A 21,336-nucleotide genomic window follows, 5' to 3' on the forward strand; every position below is an offset into this window, starting at 1 on the left:
CTGCTGGCATTGCCTTGACCTTGTCATGTCCGCCCCTTATCGGGATGGGCATGCAAGAGATAGACATGATCGCGGGGCTTTCGACCCTCGCCGAGGCCTATGACGGCGTCATCTGCGACGTCTGGGGCGTTCTCCACAACGGCGTATCACCTTACCCGGCTGCCGCCGAAGCGCTCACCCGCTTTCGCGCGCTTGGCAAGGCCGTCGTGCTGCTCACCAACGCGCCGCGTCCGGCGAAAGCCGTCGAGGACCTTCTCAGCCGGCAGTATGCCATCGGCCCGGAAAGCTACGACGAGATCGTCACATCCGGTTCGGTCGCGCGCAATGTGTTCGAGAACGAACCGCGTCGACGGCTGTTTCATCTCGGACCGCAGCACAATCTGGGCCTCTTCGAAGGGCTCGACGTCGAGCTGGTCGGCGAGGAAGACGCGGAGTATGTGGCCCTCACCGGGCTGTTCGACGACGAGACGGAAACGGCAGAGACTTACCGACCGATGTTTTCACGCTTCGTGGAGCGCGGCCTCAAGATGTACTGCGCCAACCCTGACGTGGTGGTCGAGCGAGGCGAGCGTCTCGTCTATTGCGCCGGGGCCCTGGCCCAGCTCTACGTCGAGCTCGGCGGCGACACCACCATCATCGGCAAACCCTACAAGCCGGTCTACGATGCGGCGCTCGCCGCCATCGATAAGGCACTGGGGCACCCCGTCGAGAAGCGTCGCGTGCTTGCCATCGGCGACGGCCTGCCCACCGATATCAAGGGCGCGTGGGGCCAGGGAATCGACGTGCTGATGGTGACGGCCGGTATCCACGGCTCCGATTTCGGCGACCTTCTCAGCCCCGATCCAGTACGGCTGGCCAAACGGCTCGAGGCGGAAGGGTTCAGCATCCGGGCCGCCATTCCACGGCTTGCCTGGTAGGCGGATACGAGAAGAGGCCCGATCGGGCCTCTTTTTCGTTGCCGTGGGTTCAGGGACCGTCAGAAGAACGCGTCGATGTCGTCCTGGCTGACGCCTTCGCCCTTGAACTGCGGACCGTGCAACATCAGCTCGCGCGCACGCTTTTCGGAAGCCGTCTCTTCGCCGGCTGCATCGGTGATGCGCATGATCTTCAGCTTCTCGACCAGGGTGGTGATGCGCTTGTCGAGGGCATTCAGGGTTGAGACCACCTTGGATATGCGCTGCCCGGTGATATCCTGGAACGAGCAGGCCTGGAAAATATCGATCACCTTCTCGCCGACCAACGCCTGATAGGCATCGCTATCGGTCACGTCGGCCGCCATGATCTCTTCGGCGGCGGACATGATGGTGTTGGTGGCTTCCTCGGTCGCCTCGACGATGGCGTCGAGCTCGCGGCCCGCAGTGGGAATATGCTCGTCGCGCATGTCGCTGAGGCGCAGCAACGCAAGCTCTTCCTTCATGTTGGCGATTTCACGCGCCATTTCGCCCAGCTCGGTATAGATGGCGAGATCCATCGTCTTGAAGAAGGACTGGAAACTCTCGGCCATCAACTCCGCAAGACGCATCACGTCTTCGAGCGACACGTCCTCCGCCTTACGCTCATTGCGAAGGAAGTCGATAATCTTGGCCACGTGCTCTGAAGACATGTCCGACATGGATAGATCTCTTTCTGAGGTGCGCGACGGCGTCCGCCCGAACGATACGGCGGTAGGAACGTCTTGATCCTGCGTTGAATGCATCGGCAGTGCCGCGCCTCCCCGGGTTCGCGGTTGGCGGTGTCAGCACCGCTCCGCGTCTTCCCGGCCCGTTTACGGCATCAGTCGCCGAACACGGCTTCAATCTTGCTCTTCAGAGTCGGTGCATTGAAGGGCTTGACGATGTAGTTGTTCACGCCTGCCTTCTTGGCGGCGATCACGTTCTCGGTCTTGGATTCGGCCGTCACCATGATGAACGGCGTCTTCGAAAGCGAGGAGTCCGAGCGGACCTGCTTCAGAAGCTCATAGCCGGTCATGGGCTCCATGTTCCAGTCGGAGATCACGAGCCCGTAGCGGCGCTCCTTCATCTTGCCGAGGGCTTCGGTGCCATCGGCAGCCTCATCGACGTCCTCGAAGCCGAGCTGCTTCAGAAGGTTCCTGATGATTCGGATCATGGTCTTGTAATCGTCGACCACCAGAACCGGAATCGATGTGTCAAGTGCCATCGTTTACTCCACACTGCCGCGACGCCACCCGCGCCTCGATGACGAGCTCACATGCACGGGCGGGTGAACGTCCCTGACGGGGCCCGTGCTTGAAGGAAACCATACGACGGGGACCTGAAAAGTCGGTTAATTCTCGAAGCCCCTGCCATTTGGGTCATGGTTGATCGGTGAGACGCTTGATTTACTTTTTGTTTTTCAATTGAATCGTTTTTTTGGCGGTGTTCGGCGTTTTTTTGTTTGAGTTGTCATAAAGTTCGGCGCGGTTGGTTTACGCTTTGCCAACCATGCCGAAGATTCCCCCTCGTCAACCGGTGTCCCGAGGACACTGACATGGCGAGGCCATCCTGGCATTTAGCTGCTTGACCTTGCCTGGAGCAGAAGGCACGGTCACGCCGCGCCGCCGAGCCGATGTTCGCGCATGACGGCGTCCCGGCGACAGCAGATTCCAGAGACCCATGCCCCCCTTCCAGTTCGTCGATCGTCATTCCGTTTCCGCATCCCTTCGAGGAGGCGCCGTCGCCATCGGCAACTTCGATGGCGTGCACCGCGGGCATCAGGCCGTCCTGGAGACAGCTCAGGCGGTGGCCCGGAACCGTGGCATCCCGGCCGTCGCCGTGACCTTCGAACCGCATCCGCGCGATGTGTTCCGCCCGGAGCATCCGGTATTTCGCCTCACGCCTGGGCCGATCAAGGCACGCCTCGTCGAGGCCATTGGACTCAACGGGCTCGTCTCCATCCCTTTCTCATCCACCTTTGCCGCGCAAAGCCCCGAAGAATTCGTCGAGAGGGTGCTGATCGACGAGCTCGACATTCGCCATGTCGTGGTCGGTTGGAACTTCCACTTTGGGCAAGGGCGGCACGGCACGCCACAGATGCTGCGTGAACTCGGCGAGCGGCATGGCTTCACCGTGGACGTCATAGAGTCGTTCGAGACCGAAGACGGCTATACCGTTTCTTCAAGCGCGGTGCGTGATCGTTTGTCCGAGGGCCTGCCGGCCGAGGCCGCCGGCCTGCTCGGCTGGCACTGGTTCTTCGAAGGGACCGTCATCGACGGTGACAAGCGAGGTCGGACCATCGGTTTTCCGACCGCCAACATCCGGCTGCCCAGCCAGGTTCGGCTGTCGGAGGGCGTCTATGCGGTCCTCGCCGAGATCGACGGCGTTCGTCACGCAGGCGTGGCAAGCTGGGGCCGTCGGCCCACGTTCGACAACGGCGCGCCGGTATTCGAGACTTTCGTGTTCGACTTTGCGGGCGACCTTTATGGCAAGACCATCACCATCATGCCGCTCTCCTATCTCCGCCCCGAGCTGAAGTTCGATGGCGTCGCCCCGTTGATCGATCAGATGAACCGAGATGCCGAGGAAGGCAAGGCTCTTCTGGCCGCGTTCGACGGCTTCACTGTCCTCGACCGCGCGCTCTGGCGCAACTGGACTCCCTAAGCCTACGCTTACAGTCTATCCGTTGATTCCTACGGACAACTTCTCCTCTTTTACGTCGGAAACGCGCGTTTTCTTAAGAAAACAGCGCTATCATACTCGTACCTCCCACGAAGAGCGACGAGCATGCTTGGTAAAATTCGCATCGGACATCAGATTCTGCTTAGTGTCGTGATCGCCGGCTTCGGTTTTGTGGTGATCGCCGCCAACCTGTTCTACATGGGCCAGAAGGTCGACACCGCCACAAACCTCGCCCGCATCGGCCGTGAGGTCGGCATGGATGCGACCCACTTTCAAGAGGTGATGCTGCAGATCCGACGGACAGAGAAGGATTTTCTGCTCCGAGCGGACAAGGCTTACGCCGAGCGCGCGCTGGCGCAGGTTGGAGAAGCGGAGAGCGCGCTCGCCGGGCTGCGTGGCAAAGCGGCGCCCCTCGGCAACCCGCAGATCGTCGCGGCGATCGCGGACATCGAGCAACCGCTCGCCGCCTACAAGGCCGCTTTCGCCAAGATGGCGGAGACACGTAGCGCAATGGGCCTCAAACCCGATGAGGGGCTCGAAGGCGATTTGCGCCAGAAGGTGCACAGTCTGGAAAAGGCTTTCGCCGAACTGAATGACAAGGACCAGACGATCCGCATGCTCATGTTGCGTCGTCATGAGAAGGACTTCATGCTGCGACGCGATAGCGCCTATCTAGACAAGCACGCGCGCATGATGGCCGAGTTCTCGGATGCGATAGCCTCCTCGTCCATTGACGATACGCGGAAGGCGCAACTTGCCGAACTCGCCAATGGCTACAATGCCTCCTTCAAGGCATGGTCGGATTCAGCAAAAAAGGTGCAAGCCGACCAAGCCATTGTCTCCGACGCCTACGCGGCGCTCGAACCGCTGGTGGCCGCCATCGACAAGGAAACCGCCGACCTCAGCAGCGAGCTTGACGCCACGGCCGAGGCAGCGCGCAATACCTCCAATCATCTAGCCTACCTGACCATTGTGCTGGCGATGCTTACCGCCGTCTGCTTCGCCTTGGTCGTCTGGCGCTATGTTTCGAAGTCTCTCGGGCGGATCGAGGGCTGGATGGGGCGTCTTTCGGCGGGCGACTACGACGCCCGGTCGCCCGACACGGCGGCGCGCAACGAGATCGGCTCCATGGCGCGCGCACTCGCTGACTTCGCCGGCAAGCTCGCCGACGCCGAGCGCCTCCGGCGCGAAGCGGCAGAAGCGGAAATCCGCCAACGACACGAACGTGCCGAGGAAATGCGGGCTCTGATGGCCGCCTTCGATGCCAACGTTGGCGAAATCGTCGCCACCGTGTCCTCGGCAGCGCACGAGTTGCAGGCGGCGGCAGGCACCCTGACGGAGACGGCAACCAGCACCTCGACCAAATCCACCGGGGTTGCCAAGGCGACGGAGGTGATCGCCGAGCAGGTTCAGGCGGTCGCCGCCGCGTCGGAAGAACTCTCGGCCTCGATCGGCGAGATCGGCCGGGGCATCGGCCAGTCGCACCAGATATCGGCGCAGGCGGTCGGAGAGGCGCGCGAGGCGGCTTCCACCGTCGGCGATCTTGCCACGACCGCCGAGAAGATCGGCGAGGTCATCCAGCTCATCGACAGCATCGCCTCGCAGACCAATCTGCTCGCTCTCAACGCGACCATCGAGGCGGCGCGCGCAGGCGAAGCGGGACGCGGCTTCGCCATCGTCGCCGCCGAAGTGAAGAATCTCGCCGGACAGACCTCAGAGGCCACGTCGCAGATCAGCGACCAGGTCAACCGCATCCAAGCGGCGACAGGCAACACGGTCGAGGCCATCCGGCGGGTATCGGAGATCATCGACAGAGTGAACGAGATCGGCGCCGCCATCGCCTCCGCCATCGAAGAGCAAGCGGCGACGACCCGCGAGATATCGAACCGCATCAACGACGTCGCGACGGAGACGGGACGCACTTCCGCCAGCATCGGCGACGTTCTCATGGCGGCGGAGGAAACGTCCGGCGCGGCGACGCAGGTGCTCGCCTCTTCCGGCGACCTGTCGCAGCAAGCGGAGAACCTCTCCCAGCGGGTGCGGCATTTCATCTCCAACATTGCCGCCGCCTGACGATCGGCTTCGATGGCAATCGACCGAAGGAACGGATCGCCGGCCAGAGAAATCTGCCGGCGAACTCTTTATTTCGCCGCGCTTTGTCGCTAGAGCTTCTCGGTGAATTCAAAGGGCTCGGGCCGGCCGTTTCGGTTGGCTTCAACCCCGGCACGCCATGGCGACATGCGTCGCGCCGTCCCCAGCCATTTCTGTCGGAACAGCCCATGTGGATCCGAGCCTTCGGCACCATAGCGTGCCGGATCAGAGAGCGAATTATCGGCCCGGCCCCGATGGACCGCCGCTGAAGCGGCGAAATCGAGGGACCGGGAGCCGAACTCTGGCCGATCGCCGCATTGACCGGGCCGGCCAGCCCTTAATCTAGCTGCACCGACGAGACACCCCATGACCGACACGCCCGCCCCGACGTCCGAAGCGACGCCGACCCGCGACTATTCGTCAACGCTCAACCTGCCCGCAACCGACTTTCCCATGCGCGCCGGCCTGCCCGAAAAGGAGCCGAAGCTGATCGCGCGCTGGGACGAGATGAAGCTTTACGAGAAGCTGCGCGAGACAGCCAAGGGCCGCGAGCAGTTCGTCCTTCACGACGGACCTCCCTATGCGAACGGCCACCTGCACATCGGCCACGCACTCAACAAGATCCTGAAGGACATCATCACCCGTTCGCGGCAGATGATGGGCTACGATTCCAACTACGTTCCCGGCTGGGACTGCCACGGCCTGCCGATCGAATGGAAGGTCGAGGAAGAGTATCGCGCCAAGGGCAAGAACAAGGACGAGGTGCCGATCAACGATTTCCGCGCCGAGTGCCGGGCCTATGCCGAGAACTGGGTCAAGATCCAGAGCGAGGAATTCCGTCGGCTCGGGGTCGAGGGCGATTTCGCTCGTCCGTACACGACGATGGCGCTGGCGTCCGAAGCGGTGATCGCCACCGAGCTTCTCAAGTTCGCCACGAGCGGCCAGCTCTATCGCGGCTCCAAGCCGGTGATGTGGTCGGTGGTCGAGAAAACGGCGCTGGCCGAGGCCGAGGTCGAGTATCAGGACTACCAGTCCGACACCATCTGGGTGAAGTTCCCGGTGGTCGCCGGCGCGCCGGAACTCGACGGCGCCGCCGTCGTCATCTGGACCACGACGCCCTGGACCATCCCCGGCAACCGGGCCATCAGCTACTCGCCGAAGATCGCCTACGGCCTCTATGAGGTGACCGAGGCGCCGGAGGGCAACTGGGCCAAGACCGGCGAGAAGTACGTGCTTGCCGACGCCCTGGCGGAGGCCGTGTTCAAGCAGGCCAAGGTAACGGGCTACACGAAGCTCGCGCCGGTGTCCGCCGCTGTGCTCGGCAAGCTCACCTGCGCCCATCCGTTGCGCGGCCTCTCCGGCGGCTACACCTTCGACGTTCCGCTGCTTGCCGGCGACCACGTGACCGACGACACCGGCACCGGCTTCGTCCACACAGCCCCCGGCCACGGCCGCGAGGACTTCGAGGTATGGATGGACTATGGCCGCGAGCTGACCGAGCGCGGCATCTCCACGGCGATCCCTTTCACCGTCGATGACGACGGCTTCCTGACCGACGAGGCTCCCGGTCTCACCGGCCGTCGCGTCCTCACCGACAAGGGCGAGAAGGGCGATGCCAACGGCGCCGTCATCGAAGCGCTGGCCGCCGCCGGCATGATGGTGGCGCGCGGTCGCCTCAAGCACACCTATCCCCACAGCTGGCGCTCGAAGAAGCCGGTAATCTTCCGCAACACGCCGCAGTGGTTCGTTTACATGGACCGCCCGATCGGCGGAGAGGCCGCGGGAAGCAACGCCACGACGTTGCGCGCCCGGGCGCTCGCTGCGATCGACGAAACCGCCTTCTACCCACCCGCCGGCCAGACCCGCTTGCGTTCGATGATCGAGAATCGTCCGGACTGGGTGCTGTCGCGTCAGCGAGCCTGGGGCGTGCCGATCGCCGTGTTCCGCAACGTCGAGACCGGCGCCGTGATCCCCGGCCCGGAGTTCGCCCATAACGAAGCCTATGCAGCCCGCATTCGAACCGCCTTCGAGGTCGAGGGCGCCGATGCCTGGTTTGCGGAGGGCGCCAAGGAGCGGTTCCTGAAGGGTTTCGTCGATCAGCTTGCCCCCTGGGAGCAGGTCACGGACATCCTGGATGTCTGGTTCGACTCCGGCTCGACGCATGAGTTCGTGCTGAGAAGCCGCCCGGACCTCAAGTGGCCGGCCGATGTCTACCTAGAGGGATCGGACCAGCATCGCGGATGGTTCCACTCCTCGCTCCTGGAGTCCTGTGGCGTCAACGGCATCGCCCCCTACAAGACGGTGGTCACGCACGGCTTCACCATGGCCGAAGACGGTCGCAAGATGTCGAAGTCGCTGGGCAACCAGGTGCTGCCGCAGGACGTCATCAAGCAGTCCGGTGCCGACATCCTGCGCCTCTGGGTCGCCTCGACCGACTATTGGGAAGACCAGCGCATCGGCAAGAAGATCCTGGATGCCAACTCCGACGCCTACCGCAAGATCCGCAACACCCTGCGCTGGATGCTGGGAACGCTAGCCCACTACGACGGCAGCGCTGTGGATTACGCCGACCTGCCGGAGCTCGAAAGGGTGATGCTGCACAAGCTGGCCAAGGTGGGCGCCGAGGTTCAGGAAGGCTATCGGGAGTACGACTTCAAGGCCGTGTTCTCGTCGGTGCTCAACTTCATGAACATCGAGCTCAGCGCCTTCTACTTCGACGTTCGCAAGGACGCGCTCTACTGCGACCCCAAGTCGAGCCTCAAGCGCCGCGCAGCGCTTCATGTCGTGGCGGTGCTCTACGACCATCTCGTCAAGTGGCTTGCACCGCTGATCCCGTTCACTTCCGAGGAAGCCTGGCTCGAGCGGCATCCGGGCGACACGTCGTCCGTTCATCTCGAGTTGTTCCCGACGGTGCCGCAGGAGTGGACCGACACGGCTCTCGATGACAAGTGGGAAAAGGTGAAGAGGGTCCGTCGCGTTGTCACTGGCGCGCTCGAGATCGAGCGGCGGGAAAAGCGCATCGGTTCGTCCCTTGAGGCCGCGCCGATGGTCCACGTCGAGGACAAGGACCTCCTCGTGGCGCTGGATGGGCTGGACTTTGCCGAGATCTGCATCACCTCGCAGATCGCCGTCACCGATGCCCCGGCGCCGGATGGTGCCTTCCGCCTCGAAGACGGCACGCCGGTCGCCGTCGTGCCGAAACTGGCCGTAGGACGGAAATGCGCCCGTTCGTGGAAGATCCTTCCCGAAGTGGGCAGCGACCCCGACTATCCCGACGTGACGCTCCGCGATGCCCAGGCTTTGCGTGAGTTGGCGGCTGGCGCATGACGACAACGTCGAGCGATCATCGGATACGGCGAACGCGGCTTGCCGCGCTCGCCGCCATTCTGTTGACGTTCATTGCCGACCAAGCGAGCAAATACTGGGTGCTCAACCACACGGGCCTGCCGAATGGCGACCGCATCTCGGTGCTGCCGGTGTTCGACCTCGTGCTGACCTGGAACATGGGTATTTCATATGGCCTGTTTCAGCAGCACGAAGCCCTTGGGCGATGGCTGCTGATAAGCCTTACGGCGCTGGCGACGGTACTGCTCGCCGTCTGGTTGTGGCGGTCACGCGATCGGTTGATCGCCTGCGTGGCGCTGGCGCTGATCATCGGCGGCGCGCTCGGCAATCTCGTCGACCGCGTCGTATTCGGCGGTGTCGTCGATTTTCTGTACCTGCACTACGGCTCGTTTTCCTGGTATGTTTTCAACTTGGCCGACTGTGCCATCGTTGCAGGGGTGGGCGCACTCCTGTATGAGTCTTTGCGCTTGAGGCCACAGTGATGCCTCAAAAGTTGGCTAGTCGCTGACCGGAGCAAAGGTCAGACCATGACTGATCCGGCACGAGAGCGAGAGTGACGATATCGATGATCAATCTGCTGACCGGCAAGCGTTACGCTCTTCTCGCCGTCGCCGCCTTGAGCCTTTCTGCCTGTTCGGCGCTGGGTACCTCGGTCGCCGAGGACGATCCTGAAACGGAAGTTCCCAACGTGTCGATGGGCCGTGCCGTCATGGAAGGCCTCGGCGCAGTGCCGTCACGCACCACTGCGATCAACTATACGCCCCGTGCCCCACTGGTCGTGCCGCCCAACCGCACGGCCCTGGTGGCGCCCGAGGATCCCAAGCGCCTTGAGGCGAGCGGGACCTGGCCGGAAGACAATGACGTGAAGGCCCGTCAGTTGCTGGCGGAAGCGTCGGCGCGCGAAGCGGCGCGCGGCGAAGATGACCATCAGCTTTCGCCTTCTGAACTGAAGTCCGTACGGCTACCGCAGAATCCCAGTCGTGCCATGACGTCGCCCAACAGCTTCGAAGAGGCCTCCAAGCCGCTGTTCCCGAGCCAGCTCGGCGACATGCCGCGCCAGAGCTCCAGCCAGCTTTACGACGCAAGTGGCAAGCCGGTGCGCAAGGCACTGGTCGAGCCGCCCGTTGCCTATCTGGAGCCGGCGCCTGGTGTACCGGTAACGACGGACGACGGCACCCCGCCCTCAGCCAAGAAGTCGTGGTGGAAGTTCTGGTAATCGAGCAAGACGCTTCGCCTTCGCTCCGCTAGACAGAGAAAAAGCCGCGAATGTCGCGGCTTTTTTGTTACCATGCAGACGCTGATGTTCAGCGGCGCGACATTCCCGCCCGCTCTTTGCCGGCGGTCGCCGTGCGAGCTGATGCCCCCGCCGTTGCCTGAGCCGCCCCCAGCACCTCCGGCCGTACCTGACGCGGGCTGGAGAACAGGTTGCCCTGACCGAAAGTGAGGCCGTAGTCCAGGAGATCGATAACCTGCGCCTCCTGCTCGACCCGATCGACGATCAGGGTCAACCCTTGGCGCTGCAGATGGCCCGCCATGTCTTCCACGTGAATGTCGCCCGTCACGAGAGGCGCACGGCCGAGCAGTCGATCTGCCGCGACCTTGATCGAGCGGAAGCCGAGATCGGACCAGCGGCGGAAGTCGACGCGCAGATCGGTGACGTTGTCGATCGAGAAATGGAAGCCGAGATCCGATACCGCCCGAAGACTCTCGATTTCGAGCGGCCCCATCTCGACAAGCGCATCCTGGCGAAACTCGAACTGCACGAGATCGGCCATCGCCCTGTTCTGGCTGAGAAAGCTCTGGAACTCCCGGAAGAAGGTGGACGAGGCCAGACTTTCGACCGACAGATTGACGTAGAGGCCAACATCGCTGTTGCGCTGAGTGAGCCGCTTCAGGATCTGGAACGAGCGGATCACCTGGTAGGTGTCGAGTTTGGCGATCAGCCGGCTCTTTTCGGCGACCGGTATGAACTCGGCGGCCGGGATCAGACCGGAAACCCCTTTCAGCCGTGTCAGCACCTCGTAGGAGCGAACAAGCCGTTGCGGCAAAGTCACCACCGGCTGCAAGTGCAGCTCGATCTGTTCCTCACGAATGAGGCGCTCCACCTCGCGATCGAAAGCCGGATCGGTATCCGGAACGAACAGCGAGTTCTTCATGCTGGCGGAGACGTCATCACGCCCGCCATTCGGGCGCCCAGGGCGATCCTCGTCGAGATAGTCGTCCGAACGGCTCCTGCGTGACCGCCGCCCGGTGTCTTCTGTTTCGCGCATATGCCGCTCGAGAGCGCTGAAGCGCGCGTTGACGCCATCCAGGCGGCCGTCCACGGTCGACTCCAGCTCGGCCAGAGTCTCGGTGACCTGCCGGAGCAGCTCTCCGACCACTTCGACTTCGGCGGCGAGTTCGCCGGTCTGTTCACGCACGCGTCCGGGCAGAGCCTGCTCAAGGCGATTGAGGCGCGCGGCGATTTTCTCGATCTCGGCTTCGCCATCACCAGCGACGGCTGCGATTTCGGCAAGACGGTTCTCGATCCAAGCCCGCTCCCGGCGCCGCTCCATCGGCTGCTGCAGGGTGACCATCACGAGCATCAGGCCAATGCCGACCAGCAGCGCCGAACCCGCCGACAGGCCAAGCTGAAAGAACAGCACCACCGCGGCCGAAGCGGCGATCACGCCCATGGCGATCAAGATCATCGTCGATGACGACCGGTTCATTCGCCTGCCCACTCCAACACGATATCACGCAACGAATCACGAAGCATTGTTGCCGTTTTCGCTCTCGGAAGCGAAGACGGACAATGGTTTTCCAAGGTTTTTCAGTCCATTTTGCCCATCTCGGGGCGCTTTGGGCACCGATCTGCCCGTCTATCGCCACCTTGACCGTCGCCGGCCACCGTCCCATGCTTGACGAAGCTCGACGACGACCGGTCGAAGGGCTCGGGAAATGGAGACGAAACATGGTCGAACTCAACGTCAAAGGCATGATGTGCGGTGGCTGCGCCAGCTCGGTGGAGAAAGCGATCAAGCGCATCGACGCCGACGCCACCGTAAAGGTCGATCTGGCCGCCGGGAAGGTCAGCGTGGAGAGCAAGGCCGACGCCAAGACCCTGGGCGATGCGATCACGGCCGCCGGTTACGAAGTGGCCGCCTGAAGACCGATTCTCGGAATACACTCGTCATGCCCTTCCAAGGCGATCTGCAAGCGGCTTTTTGCTCCTTGATTTTCTTGGCGGGAAAGCGGGCTTGAGCGAGGGCTTTGACATCCTGTTAAGGGTTATCAACCGTTTGTTTACCATGATCGGGGCAGAGTTCCGCCGGTACGCAATGCAATTTGCAACTGTCTGGCAAGGAACGCTTTCCGATGTCGGTTGGCCCGCGCAGCACATCGACGGTACGTCTTCTGATCGTCGATGCCGACGTCTCGTCACGGAGAGCCGTACGTAAGGCACTTGAGGCCCGCATCGCCCGTCCGATGCTGATCCTCGAAACCGCCGAACGCGACGCCGCGCGCGTCATGGCCGGCAAGCAGACGTTCGACATCATCGCCATCGACCTCGAGACCATCGGCGGATCGGCGGCGTTCAAGGCCTTCACCGAACAGCTCACGCCCACCACGATCTACGCCATGGGCGATCCGACCGACGTGCAAGCCGCGGTGGCCTGCGTACGGGCGGGCGCCGCCGACTTCATCGAGAAGCCGGTCGATGGCAACGCCTTTGCACGCCGCGTCGAGCGTCAGTTCGTCGAGAGCATCGCCAATACGGTCGAAGAGACGGACGGTCTGATCGGCTCGGCCCCGACGACGCGGGCGCTCGCCGAGCAAATCTTGCGCGTCGCACCGTCGCTCGGCCCGGTCTTCATCTCCGGCGAAGCCGGTAGCGGCAAGTCGCTGGTAGCCCGTACCGTTCACGCACGATCTCGCCGCCGCACCGGTCCATTCGTCACGCTGGACTGCGCGCGGACCCCGGTCGACCGGTTGGTTGCCGATCTGTCCGAAGTCGACGGCGCCCTCTCCACCGCCGATGGCGGCACACTTTTCCTCGATGAGGTCGGACACCTTCCCGATCCGGCTCAGCTGGCGCTGATGCGCTTTCTCGACACCGGCGAGATTGCAGGGTTCGACGGTGGCCACCGTCTGTCGGTCCGTATCGTCGCTTCGTCGCGGCGACCGCTTGACGACCTGAAGGGTCCTGCCGGTTTGAGACAGGACCTCTACTTCCGCCTCAACGTCCTGACCTTGACCGTACCGCCGTTGAGGGACAGGACCGAGGATATCCCGCTCCTCATCGACACCATGGTGCGGCAGATAAACCGCGACAACGGCTCGCGCTACACACGCTTCACCGCCGCCGCCGTGCAATGCCTTGCCGGCCGCGCCTGGCCGGGCAATGTCGCCGAACTCAGGTCGGCGCTCGAAACACTGATGTCGCTCTATCCCGGCGATCTGGTCACGGCGGACATGGTCGTACCTGTGATCGTCGCGCCGACGGCTCTCGCAGCGTCGCCCCGAAAGAAACTGCCGGCCGAGGTCAAGCCGCTCTGGGTGGAAGAGGCACGAGTGATCGAAGAGGCGATAGCTGCCTTCGACGGCAACATTGCCAGGGCCGCGGCGGCTCTTGAGATCAGTCCCTCAACCATCTATCGAAAGCGTCGCGACATCGAAGAAGCGATGGCTGCCCGCAGCGCCTGAGTAGTTCTGCGAGGCAGCGGCCGTGACCTTGGAAAACGGCAGCGGATCAGTAAGATATAAAGTGGGATCACAATCGCCCCGGCAGCAAGGCTGCGCTGCCCCGTTTGAGGCCTTTGGCGGAAGCGGCGGCGTTTTGTGGAAGGGCAAGAGTATTCGCTTGAGCTATCGTTTTCGATCTGACCGGATGGGCCTGATCGACGGATGCTCTGGGGGAAGGACGAGCGGTCATGCACGGGTTGCGTTTTCTTGCTGCTTTTTCCGCCTGCGTGATGGCGGCGTCGACGGCAATGGCAGGGCCGATCCTCGATGAGGCCAAGGCCGCCGAAGCGCTGCTTGCCGAAGGCAAGCCGGTCGAGGCGCTGGCCTCTCTGGAAGCGGCTTTCAATGTCGCCTGGGATGCCGCGCCGCTCGGCTTCTCCGAGGCGACCTTCGTCACCGCCAAGCCGGCAGGCTTCGGCATCTACTCAACGCGCCCCAACTCCGTCTTCCAGCCCGACGAGCAGATGCTCGTCTACGCAGAGCCTTTCGGCTACGGCTTCGGCAAGGAAGGCGACCTGTTCCGGATCGATTTTTCCGCCGATTTCGAACTGCGCACCCCGCGAGGCCAGATCCTGCACGCGCAGGAAGGGTTTGCTTCGCTCGACATGGTCTCACGGCGGCGAAACAAGGAGTTCCAGGTCTACATCGTCTATAATTTCAAGGGCCTGAAACCGGGCGACTATGTGCTGGTCACCAAGCTCAGCGACCGCAACTCCGACAAGAAGGGCGAGTTCGAGCTGCCTTTCACCATTGCCGATACGTCGACCAACTGAGTAGCGATGACGAAAGAGCCCCTCATCCGAACCGCCATCGATGCCGATGGCGACAGTATCGTGCGCCTGATCGCCAGCGTTTTCGGCGAGTATGAAGGCTGCCCTTTCGTCTTTGACGATTTTCCCGAACTATCGGCACCGGCAACGCACTATGAAAAGCGGGGCGGCCGGCTGTTCGTCGCCGAGCATGACGGTGTCATCGTCGGATCCTTCGCCGTGTCTTCACCCGATAGCGACGGCGTTTTCGAGATCAACAAGGTCTATCTCGACCGGGCTCAGCGCGGCTCCGGTCTCGCACAACGGCTTTACGCGGAGGCCCTCGCCGAGGTCGTCCGGCGCGGCGGGCGGACGCTGAAACTCTGGAGCGACACCCGCTTTCTTTCCGGCCATCGATTTTACGAGAAGCTCGGCTTTGCCCGCCAGCCCGTCGTCCGCTTCGTTCCCGACGCCACCGACTGCTGGGAGTTCGCCTACCGGCTGGAACTCGTCCCTTAAGCAATTGCCGCGGCGCGCCTGACATTACGCGTGAGGGGCCCTCGCCAAATCGGATAACCGGCGGACCTCATGCTCGGATTTCTGGCCTGAGAGGTCTTTTCGCCAACCTTCCGACCTTGCCGCCGACACGGCCGAAGCGTAGAAGCCGCCGTCCGTCGCTCCGGAGACACCATGCAGTCGTCGATGCGCCTATATGCGGCCGGCGCCGCCCTCCTTGCCGTGTTCCTGTTCTCGGGACTGGACGCTCTGGTCAAGGCCACCACTTACGGCACGCCGCTCGCCATGGTCGTGTTCCTGCGCTATGCCGCCGGCCTGATTTTTTCCTCGACGTCGGCGGCCCTGCAAGGGCAGCTTCGGCCTGGTTGGGCCACCATCCGGCGCGCCCTCGGGCGCTCTCTGGCGGGCCTCTCTTGCGCCGCCTTGTTCTTTGGGGCTCTCAAACTGCTGCCGCTGGCCCAAACGGTCGCCCTCACCTTCACGTCGCCCTTCTTCATGGTGCTGATCTCGGCGGCCATGATCGGTGACCCGGTCACGCGCCGTTCGCTTGTCGCCGCGGCATTCGGGTTCCTCGGGGTCGTCGTCATGCTGGCGGAGAAGTTCAGCACCGAGGCCGGAAGCCCGCTCGGCTTTGCCATGGCCCTTGCCTCGGCCGTTGCCTATGCCCTGTCCATGATCCTGTCGCGACGGGATACGGCTCACGACAGCGTCCCCCAGATGATCCTGGTTCAGAACTCCATCAGCGCGGTGGTGGCGTTTCCCTTCGCCCTCTACGCATACCAACCGCTGCCCGGTGAAACGCTGCTTATGTTCCTCGCTATCGGCGCGCTCGGCACGGGCGGCAACTACGCCATCACCTGGGCCTACAAGCATGCCCCTGCGACACTGCTCGGCCCCTTCGAGTTCACGGCGCTGCTCTGGGCGGTCACCTTCGGCGTGATCTTCTTTGGCGAGATTCCGAGCGTCCATACCCTGATCGGCGCCGGAATCATCGTCGCCGCCTGCCTCGTGGTGGTCCAGCCCGCCGCCATGCCGACTCGCCCGGCTCCGGACGACTCTCGTCCGTAAAACACCAGACCGGCCCTTGACAGATTGGCGGCTTACGCCTATCTCCGGCCCGCTTGGCACTCGCCATCAGTGAGTGCTAACAGCAGGTAATTTTCGCCATGGCCTGTGAGGCAAGAGCGCACGCGCCATGGGCATTTCAGAAACGAGGAGCCGAACATGAAGTTCCGTCCCCTGCACGACCGCGTCGTCGTCCGCCGGCTGGAATCCGAGGAGCGCACCGCTGGTGGCATCATCATCCCGGATACCGCCAAGGAAAAGCCCCAGCAGGGCGAAGTCGTCGCCGTGGGCCCCGGCGCCCGTAACGAGAAGGGCGAGCTCGTCGCCCTCGACGTCAAGGCCGGCGACAAGGTGCTTTTCGGCAAGTGGTCGGGCACCGAGGTGAAGATCGACGGTCAGGACCTCCTGATCATGAAGGAATCCGACGTGATGGGCATCATCGGCTGATCCGTTCAGTCCGTTTCGTCCTCCGTTAACCTCTCATTTCAAGGAAAAAATCCATGGCTGCCAAGGAAGTCAAATTCGGTTCCGACGCCCGCGAGAAGATGCTGCGCGGCGTGGACATCCTCGCCGACGCCGTCAAGGTCACGCTGGGTCCCAAGGGCCGCAACGTCGTGATCGAAAAGTCCTTCGGTGCTCCGCGCATCACCAAGGACGGCGTGTCGGTCGCCAAGGAAATCGAGCTTGCCGACAAGTTCGAGAACATGGGCGCCCAGATGGTCCGCGAAGTCGCTTCGAAGACCAATGACAAGGCTGGCGACGGCACCACCACCGCCACCGTTCTGGCCCAGGCCATCGTCCGTGAGGGCGCCAAGGCGGTTGCCGCCGGCATGAACCCGATGGATCTGAAGCGCGGCATCGACATGGCCGTCGCCGAAGCCGTCAAGGACCTGAACGCCCGCTCCAAGAAGATCTCCACCTCGGCCGAAGTCGCCCAGGTCGGCACGATCTCCGCCAACGGCGAGACCGAAATCGGCCAGATGATCGCTGACGCGATGCAGAAGGTCGGCAACGAGGGCGTCATCACCGTCGAGGAAGCCAAGACCGCCGAGACCGAGCTCGAAGTCGTCGAAGGCATGCAGTTCGACCGTGGCTACCTCAGCCCCTACTTCGTGACCAACGCCGAGAAGATGGTCGCCGAGCTCGACGACCCCTACATCCTCATCCACGAGAAGAAGCTGTCCAACCTGCAGGCCCTCCTGCCGGTGCTCGAGGCCGTCGTCCAGTCGTCGCGCCCGCTGCTGATCGTTGCCGAGGACGTCGAGGGCGAAGCCCTTGCCACGCTCGTCGTCAACAAGCTGCGCGGTGGCCTGAAGATCGCCGCCGTCAAGGCTCCTGGCTTCGGTGATCGCCGCAAGGCCATGCTCGAGGACATCGCCATCCTGACCGGTGGCCAGGTGATCTCGGAAGACCTCGGCATCAAGCTCGAGAACGTCACGCTCGCCATGCTCGGCCATGCCAAGCGCGTGTCGATCTCCAAGGAAAACACCACGATCGTCGACGGCGCTGGCGCCAAGGCCGACATTGAGGCCCGCGTTGCCCAGATCAAGGCGCAGATCGAGGAGACCACCTCGGACTACGACCGCGAGAAGCTGCAGGAGCGTCTGGCCAAGCTCGCCGGTGGCGTCGCCGTCATCCGCGTCGGCGGCTCGACCGAGGTCGAAGTCAAGGAGAAGAAGGATCGCGTCGACGACGCGCTCAACGCCACCCGCGCTGCCGTCGAAGCCGGCATCGTCCCGGGCGGTGGTACCGCTCTCCTGCGTGCCAAGGCTGCCGTTGCCAAGCTCTCGTCCGACAACCTGGACATCGAGCGCGGCATCAAGATCGTTCTCGCCGCCCTTGAGGCCCCGATCCGCCAGATCGCCGTCAACGCCGGTGTCGAAGGCTCGGTCGTCGTCTCCAAGGTGCTCGAGAAGGGGGATACCTTCGGCTTCGACGCCCAGAACGAGAGCTATGTCGACATGATCCAGGCTGGCATCATCGATCCGACCAAGGTTGTGCGCACTGCCCTGCAGGACGCCGCTTCGGTCGCCGGCCTGCTGGTCACCACCGAGGCCATGGTTGCCGAGCTTCCGAAGAAGGAAGCCGCGCCTGCCATGCCGGGTGGCGGCATGGGCGGCATGGACTTCTGATCCGAAGGATCTGAGCGTCCATAAGAGACAAAACCAAGTTGGGCGTCGCGAAAGCGGCGCCCTTTTTCATTGCCGGCAAAGACGGGACACACGGGAACGATCACCAAGAGGTGCATATGCACTCTCGCACCCTCATTGCGTTTAAAATGCATTAGGACAACTGGTCTAGATTGCTTCGGTCAATCCTGCCGACTTTGTCGCGGAGAACACCTGAAATGGCTGATTGTCCGAACCTGCCGAACTGCGGCTTCATGAAGAAGTACTGCGATGCCAAGAGCCTGGTCTGCCAGGGCTTTATCACAATGTACTGCAAGGGCGAAAAGCAGTCTCAATGTCAGCGCAAGCAATACAAGGCGACCCACGGCACGCCTCCGCCGGACAACATGATGCCGAGCGGGCAGATGATAGCGGCCTGACCACCGGACTGGCCTGAGCGAACAAGTTCCCACAGAGCGCATCATCCGAAAGGTGTGCTCCGGTTGATGTCGGTCGCCCTCCTTACGAAAGCTTCATCCAAGTCGCCGCAATGTTGCCGCGATCAAGCCGTGCTGTTCCTGCTGAAAAACTTGACGAACTCGCTGCAGTGGCATCGATTTTGATTGTCACCGCCGGGAGATTCTGCGTCAGTTCGCCGACTATCCGCCGTTCCGGGGACACCACATGAAAGCACTCTTTGCGACGCTAGCGCTGGCCTGGCGCCTCGCCATTCCCTACTTCAAGGAAAAGCGACAAGGCGAGCTGGTCTTCCGATGGTTCAAGATCCGGATTCAGGAGCGCTGGATCGGGCTTGGTTTTCTAGGCTCAATCCTGGCGCTCAACGTCGCCCAAGTCTATCTAAACGTGCAGTTCAACAGTTGGTACAATCGCTTTTACACAGCGATGCAGAACCGTGACGGCTCCCTCTTCTCGGCCGAGCTTGTCCTGTGGTGCGTGATCGTCGCGCCGCTTATCGCCTCGCTCGTGGTCGAGATCTACCTAACCAACTGGCTGCGCATCCGCTGGCGTGACTGGATGACGGATCACTTCGTCAACCGTTGGATGAACAACGCCAACTATTACCGCCTGTCTCAAATCGCCAGCGGCACCGACAACCCCGACCAGCGTATCGCCGAGGACATCCGTGATTTCATCAGCTATACGGTGACCATCTTCGTCCAGCTCTTCAATACGGTACTGACGCTCTATGCCTTCACCATGGTGTTGTGGGCTATCTCGTCGCAGTTCCCCTATTCGATCGGCGGCTTCGATCTTGCCCTTATACCTGGCTATCTCGTCTGGGCGGCAGTGATCTACTCGATCATCGGCACCTATTTCACTCACATGACCGGTCGCAAGCTCATCACCCTGCGCTTCCGCCAACAGCACGTCGAAGCCGACTTCCGTTTTGCCATGATGCGCCTTCGCGAAAACGCCGAGGAAGTTGCTCTCCTGAAGGGCGAAGAGCCCGAAAAGCGTGTCTTCAAAGGGGCGTTCGAGAGACTGAAGACGAACTTCTATGAAATCATGGACGTGACGCGTAATCTCAACATCGTCACGGGCTTCTACGGCAATCTCTCCGTCATCTTCCCGCTCCTGCTGCTGGCGCCTGCCTACTTCGCGGCTGGGTCGACCATGCAGCTCGGCGTGCTGATGCAAACCTCGCAAGCCTTCGACAAGGTGCAGAACAACTTCTCCGTCTTCGTCTCCCTGTACGACACCATTGCCAACTGGAAGGCCGTTCTCGACCGTCTCACCACCTTCGAACGAGCGATGTCGGCGGCCGAGGCGAATTCGGCCAATCCGGGCGTAGCACTGAAGCCGACTGGCGGCGACACGATCAGCGCCGATGGTGCTGTCGTCTCCCTGCCCAACGGCTCGCCGCTGGTTCGCCTTGACGATGCCGCTTTCGAAAAGGGCAAGGCAGTGCTGATCTCCGGCCCCTCCGGAGCAGGCAAGACGTCAGTGTTCCGGGCACTCGCCGGTATCTGGCCATTCGGCAGCGGCGAGCTCGGCATCCCCGAGAATGCGAGCGTGATGGTGCTGCCACAAACAGCTTACCTGCCACTCGGTACACTGCGGGAAGCGCTGGCCTATCCGAATCCGGCCGAAACGCAGGACGACGCCAAGGTTCGCGATGTACTCGCCGCCGTTGGTTTGGGCGCATTCGCCGACCGGCTGGACGACCTCTCGGAAGGCCCAAATCTCGCGTCGCGTCTTTCCGGCGGCGAACAGCAACGGGTGGCCATTGCACGGGCGATCCTCGCCGAGCCCGATTTCTTGCTGCTCGACGAGGCGACTGCCTCGCTGGACGAGGTTTCGGAGTCCGCTCTCTATCGCCTGCTTCGGGAACGCCTGCCGAGAACAGCTATCGTTTCCATCGGCCATCGCTCCTCGTTGAAGTCGCTGCATGACGAACTCATCGAGTTGCGAAAGCCCGAGAGCGACGGTCCTTACGTACTCGGAGCGGCGAAACCCGTTACCGCCGCCTGATGACGAACTGAACGTTCCACGACCAAAGAGCAACCGTTGCGACGCATTGTTTCCTTGACGGGAACAATGCGTCGCTCTTTTCATGGCTATGCTGCCAGCATGTGCGTAGCTATACGGACAGCAACGGCGTCTGGCGATGCCGCCCGCATCTCTCGATCGTGGAGTATCGACATGGACAGCATCAAGGCCCCGGCTCTGCTCGCCGGACGTATCCTTCTCTCAATCATCTTCATCACCTCAGGCTGGGGCAAGATCACCGGCTATGCCGGCACCGCCGGCTACATGGAGGCCATGGGCGTGCCGTCCATCCTCCTGCCGCTGGTCATCCTGACCGAGCTCGGCGGTGGTCTTGCCGTTCTCGTCGGCTTCCAGACCCGCATCGCCGCCTTCCTGCTTGCCGGCTTCTGCGTCGTCTCCGGTTACCTGTTCCACTACAAGGGGATCACCGGCACCGCCGGCCAGGAAATGATGGACATGATGAACTGGCTGGCCTTCATGAAGAACGTCACCATTGCCGGTGGCTTCCTTGCCCTGATGGGCGCCGGCGCCGGCGCGCTGTCGGTCGACGCCAAGCTCGGCAAGGCCTGACCCTACAACACAACCCGAAGGGGCGGGCAACGCCGAGCGGCC

General features: G+C 62.6%; 19 protein-coding genes. 16 read left to right on the forward strand and 3 right to left on the reverse strand.

Annotated features, from left to right (window positions below):
* Window positions 1-65: 65 nt before the first annotated feature.
* On the forward strand, window positions 66-917 hold the full coding sequence (locus tag M4J40_RS15565) for a TIGR01459 family HAD-type hydrolase (protein WP_251755222.1): 852 nt from the start codon (window positions 66-68) through the stop codon (window positions 915-917).
* Between the two features lie 59 nt (window positions 918-976).
* On the opposite strand, the gene M4J40_RS15570 is transcribed toward M4J40_RS15565, so the two are convergent.
* Both M4J40_RS15570 and M4J40_RS15575 read right to left on the reverse strand, forming a co-directional pair.
* Window positions 977-1,612 (reverse strand): protein phosphatase CheZ, encoded by a 636-nt coding sequence (locus M4J40_RS15570; protein WP_251755223.1) that lies wholly within the window; start codon window positions 1,610-1,612, stop codon window positions 977-979.
* A gap of 161 nt (window positions 1,613-1,773) precedes the next feature.
* The gene (locus M4J40_RS15575) at window positions 1,774-2,157 is read right to left on the reverse strand and encodes a response regulator (RefSeq protein ID WP_026782148.1); all 384 of its coding nucleotides are present in this window, start codon (window positions 2,155-2,157) and stop codon (window positions 1,774-1,776) included.
* A 455-nt stretch (window positions 2,158-2,612) separates the two neighbouring features.
* Here M4J40_RS15575 and M4J40_RS15580 point away from each other — a divergent pair, with 455 nt between their 5' ends.
* From M4J40_RS15580 to M4J40_RS15600, 5 genes are all read left to right on the forward strand, one after another.
* Window positions 2,613-3,596 carry a bifunctional riboflavin kinase/FAD synthetase gene (locus M4J40_RS15580; protein WP_251755225.1) on the forward strand — a complete coding sequence of 328 codons (984 nt, stop codon included), beginning with the start codon at window positions 2,613-2,615 and terminating at the stop codon, window positions 3,594-3,596.
* Between the two features lie 123 nt (window positions 3,597-3,719).
* Window positions 3,720-5,687, forward strand: a complete 1,968-nt coding sequence (locus M4J40_RS15585) for a methyl-accepting chemotaxis protein (protein ID WP_251755227.1) — start codon at window positions 3,720-3,722, stop codon at window positions 5,685-5,687.
* A 384-nt stretch (window positions 5,688-6,071) separates the two neighbouring features.
* Window positions 6,072-9,032, forward strand: coding sequence for an isoleucine--tRNA ligase (ileS, locus tag M4J40_RS15590; RefSeq protein ID WP_251755229.1), 2,961 nt, complete (start codon window positions 6,072-6,074; stop codon window positions 9,030-9,032).
* Window positions 9,029-9,532: a signal peptidase II gene (gene lspA, locus M4J40_RS15595; protein ID WP_251755231.1), complete on the forward strand. Its 504-nt coding sequence runs from the start codon at window positions 9,029-9,031 to the stop codon at window positions 9,530-9,532. The genes ileS and lspA overlap by 4 nt, the downstream gene beginning before the upstream one ends.
* A gap of 71 nt (window positions 9,533-9,603) precedes the next feature.
* Window positions 9,604-10,266: a hypothetical protein gene (locus M4J40_RS15600; RefSeq protein WP_251755232.1), complete on the forward strand. Its 663-nt coding sequence runs from the start codon at window positions 9,604-9,606 to the stop codon at window positions 10,264-10,266.
* 88 nt (window positions 10,267-10,354) lie between these two features.
* Here M4J40_RS15600 and M4J40_RS15605 read toward each other — a convergent pair whose 3' ends face one another.
* On the reverse strand, window positions 10,355-11,761 hold the full coding sequence (locus M4J40_RS15605) for an EAL domain-containing protein (RefSeq protein ID WP_251755234.1): 1,407 nt from the start codon (window positions 11,759-11,761) through the stop codon (window positions 10,355-10,357).
* A 242-nt stretch (window positions 11,762-12,003) separates the two neighbouring features.
* Here M4J40_RS15605 and M4J40_RS15610 point away from each other — a divergent pair, with 242 nt between their 5' ends.
* The 10 genes from M4J40_RS15610 to M4J40_RS15655 all read left to right on the forward strand — a co-directional run bounded on the left by M4J40_RS15610 (window position 12,004) and on the right by M4J40_RS15655 (window position 21,294).
* Window positions 12,004-12,198 (forward strand): heavy-metal-associated domain-containing protein, encoded by a 195-nt coding sequence (locus M4J40_RS15610; RefSeq protein ID WP_251755236.1) that lies wholly within the window; start codon window positions 12,004-12,006, stop codon window positions 12,196-12,198.
* Between the two features lie 209 nt (window positions 12,199-12,407).
* On the forward strand, window positions 12,408-13,736 hold the full coding sequence (locus M4J40_RS15615) for a sigma-54 dependent transcriptional regulator (protein ID WP_251755237.1): 1,329 nt from the start codon (window positions 12,408-12,410) through the stop codon (window positions 13,734-13,736).
* Window positions 13,737-13,963: 227 nt separating this feature from the next.
* Complete coding sequence (locus M4J40_RS15620) at window positions 13,964-14,548, forward strand: hypothetical protein (protein WP_251755239.1); 585 nt, start codon at window positions 13,964-13,966, stop codon at window positions 14,546-14,548.
* A 6-nt stretch (window positions 14,549-14,554) separates the two neighbouring features.
* On the forward strand, window positions 14,555-15,043 hold the full coding sequence (locus M4J40_RS15625) for a GNAT family N-acetyltransferase (RefSeq protein WP_251755241.1): 489 nt from the start codon (window positions 14,555-14,557) through the stop codon (window positions 15,041-15,043).
* Window positions 15,044-15,214: 171 nt separating this feature from the next.
* Window positions 15,215-16,108, forward strand: coding sequence for a DMT family transporter (locus M4J40_RS15630; RefSeq protein WP_251755243.1), 894 nt, complete (start codon window positions 15,215-15,217; stop codon window positions 16,106-16,108).
* 156 nt (window positions 16,109-16,264) lie between these two features.
* Window positions 16,265-16,552 carry a co-chaperone GroES gene (groES, locus tag M4J40_RS15635; RefSeq protein WP_026782155.1) on the forward strand — a complete coding sequence of 96 codons (288 nt, stop codon included), beginning with the start codon at window positions 16,265-16,267 and terminating at the stop codon, window positions 16,550-16,552.
* Between the two features lie 53 nt (window positions 16,553-16,605).
* Complete coding sequence (gene groL, locus M4J40_RS15640; RefSeq protein WP_251755245.1) at window positions 16,606-18,237, forward strand: chaperonin GroEL; 1,632 nt, start codon at window positions 16,606-16,608, stop codon at window positions 18,235-18,237.
* A 215-nt stretch (window positions 18,238-18,452) separates the two neighbouring features.
* Window positions 18,453-18,653 carry a hypothetical protein gene (locus M4J40_RS15645; protein ID WP_251755247.1) on the forward strand — a complete coding sequence of 67 codons (201 nt, stop codon included), beginning with the start codon at window positions 18,453-18,455 and terminating at the stop codon, window positions 18,651-18,653.
* A gap of 244 nt (window positions 18,654-18,897) precedes the next feature.
* Window positions 18,898-20,706 (forward strand): ABC transporter ATP-binding protein/permease, encoded by a 1,809-nt coding sequence (locus M4J40_RS15650; protein WP_251755249.1) that lies wholly within the window; start codon window positions 18,898-18,900, stop codon window positions 20,704-20,706.
* Window positions 20,707-20,877: 171 nt separating this feature from the next.
* The gene (locus M4J40_RS15655; RefSeq protein ID WP_251755251.1) at window positions 20,878-21,294 is read left to right on the forward strand and encodes a DoxX family protein; all 417 of its coding nucleotides are present in this window, start codon (window positions 20,878-20,880) and stop codon (window positions 21,292-21,294) included.
* Window positions 21,295-21,336 lie beyond the last annotated feature (42 nt).

Origin of the sequence: Pleomorphomonas sp. JP5, assembly GCF_023721815.1 — a bacterium.
In the GTDB taxonomy this organism is placed as follows: domain Bacteria; phylum Pseudomonadota; class Alphaproteobacteria; order Rhizobiales; family Pleomorphomonadaceae; genus Pleomorphomonas.

What these genes read in the sequence shown, in the direction of transcription:
- M4J40_RS15565 (WP_251755222.1), top strand. Translation starts at nt 66, where the DNA reads ATGATCGCGGGGCTTTCGACCCTCGCCGAGGCCTATGACGGCGTCATC.
- M4J40_RS15570 (WP_251755223.1), bottom strand. Translation starts at nt 1,612, where the DNA reads ATGTCGGACATGTCTTCAGAGCACGTGGCCAAGATTATCGACTTCCTT.
- M4J40_RS15575 (WP_026782148.1), bottom strand. Translation starts at nt 2,157, where the DNA reads ATGGCACTTGACACATCGATTCCGGTTCTGGTGGTCGACGATTACAAG.
- M4J40_RS15580 (WP_251755225.1), top strand. Translation starts at nt 2,613, where the DNA reads ATGCCCCCCTTCCAGTTCGTCGATCGTCATTCCGTTTCCGCATCCCTT.
- M4J40_RS15585 (WP_251755227.1), top strand. Translation starts at nt 3,720, where the DNA reads ATGCTTGGTAAAATTCGCATCGGACATCAGATTCTGCTTAGTGTCGTG.
- ileS (WP_251755229.1), top strand. Translation starts at nt 6,072, where the DNA reads ATGACCGACACGCCCGCCCCGACGTCCGAAGCGACGCCGACCCGCGAC.
- lspA (WP_251755231.1), top strand. Translation starts at nt 9,029, where the DNA reads ATGACGACAACGTCGAGCGATCATCGGATACGGCGAACGCGGCTTGCC.
- M4J40_RS15605 (WP_251755234.1), bottom strand. Translation starts at nt 11,761, where the DNA reads ATGAACCGGTCGTCATCGACGATGATCTTGATCGCCATGGGCGTGATC.
- M4J40_RS15610 (WP_251755236.1), top strand. Translation starts at nt 12,004, where the DNA reads ATGGTCGAACTCAACGTCAAAGGCATGATGTGCGGTGGCTGCGCCAGC.
- M4J40_RS15615 (WP_251755237.1), top strand. Translation starts at nt 12,408, where the DNA reads ATGTCGGTTGGCCCGCGCAGCACATCGACGGTACGTCTTCTGATCGTC.
- M4J40_RS15620 (WP_251755239.1), top strand. Translation starts at nt 13,964, where the DNA reads ATGCACGGGTTGCGTTTTCTTGCTGCTTTTTCCGCCTGCGTGATGGCG.
- M4J40_RS15625 (WP_251755241.1), top strand. Translation starts at nt 14,555, where the DNA reads ATGACGAAAGAGCCCCTCATCCGAACCGCCATCGATGCCGATGGCGAC.
- M4J40_RS15630 (WP_251755243.1), top strand. Translation starts at nt 15,215, where the DNA reads ATGCAGTCGTCGATGCGCCTATATGCGGCCGGCGCCGCCCTCCTTGCC.
- groES (WP_026782155.1), top strand. Translation starts at nt 16,265, where the DNA reads ATGAAGTTCCGTCCCCTGCACGACCGCGTCGTCGTCCGCCGGCTGGAA.
- groL (WP_251755245.1), top strand. Translation starts at nt 16,606, where the DNA reads ATGGCTGCCAAGGAAGTCAAATTCGGTTCCGACGCCCGCGAGAAGATG.
- M4J40_RS15645 (WP_251755247.1), top strand. Translation starts at nt 18,453, where the DNA reads ATGGCTGATTGTCCGAACCTGCCGAACTGCGGCTTCATGAAGAAGTAC.
- M4J40_RS15650 (WP_251755249.1), top strand. Translation starts at nt 18,898, where the DNA reads ATGAAAGCACTCTTTGCGACGCTAGCGCTGGCCTGGCGCCTCGCCATT.
- M4J40_RS15655 (WP_251755251.1), top strand. Translation starts at nt 20,878, where the DNA reads ATGGACAGCATCAAGGCCCCGGCTCTGCTCGCCGGACGTATCCTTCTC.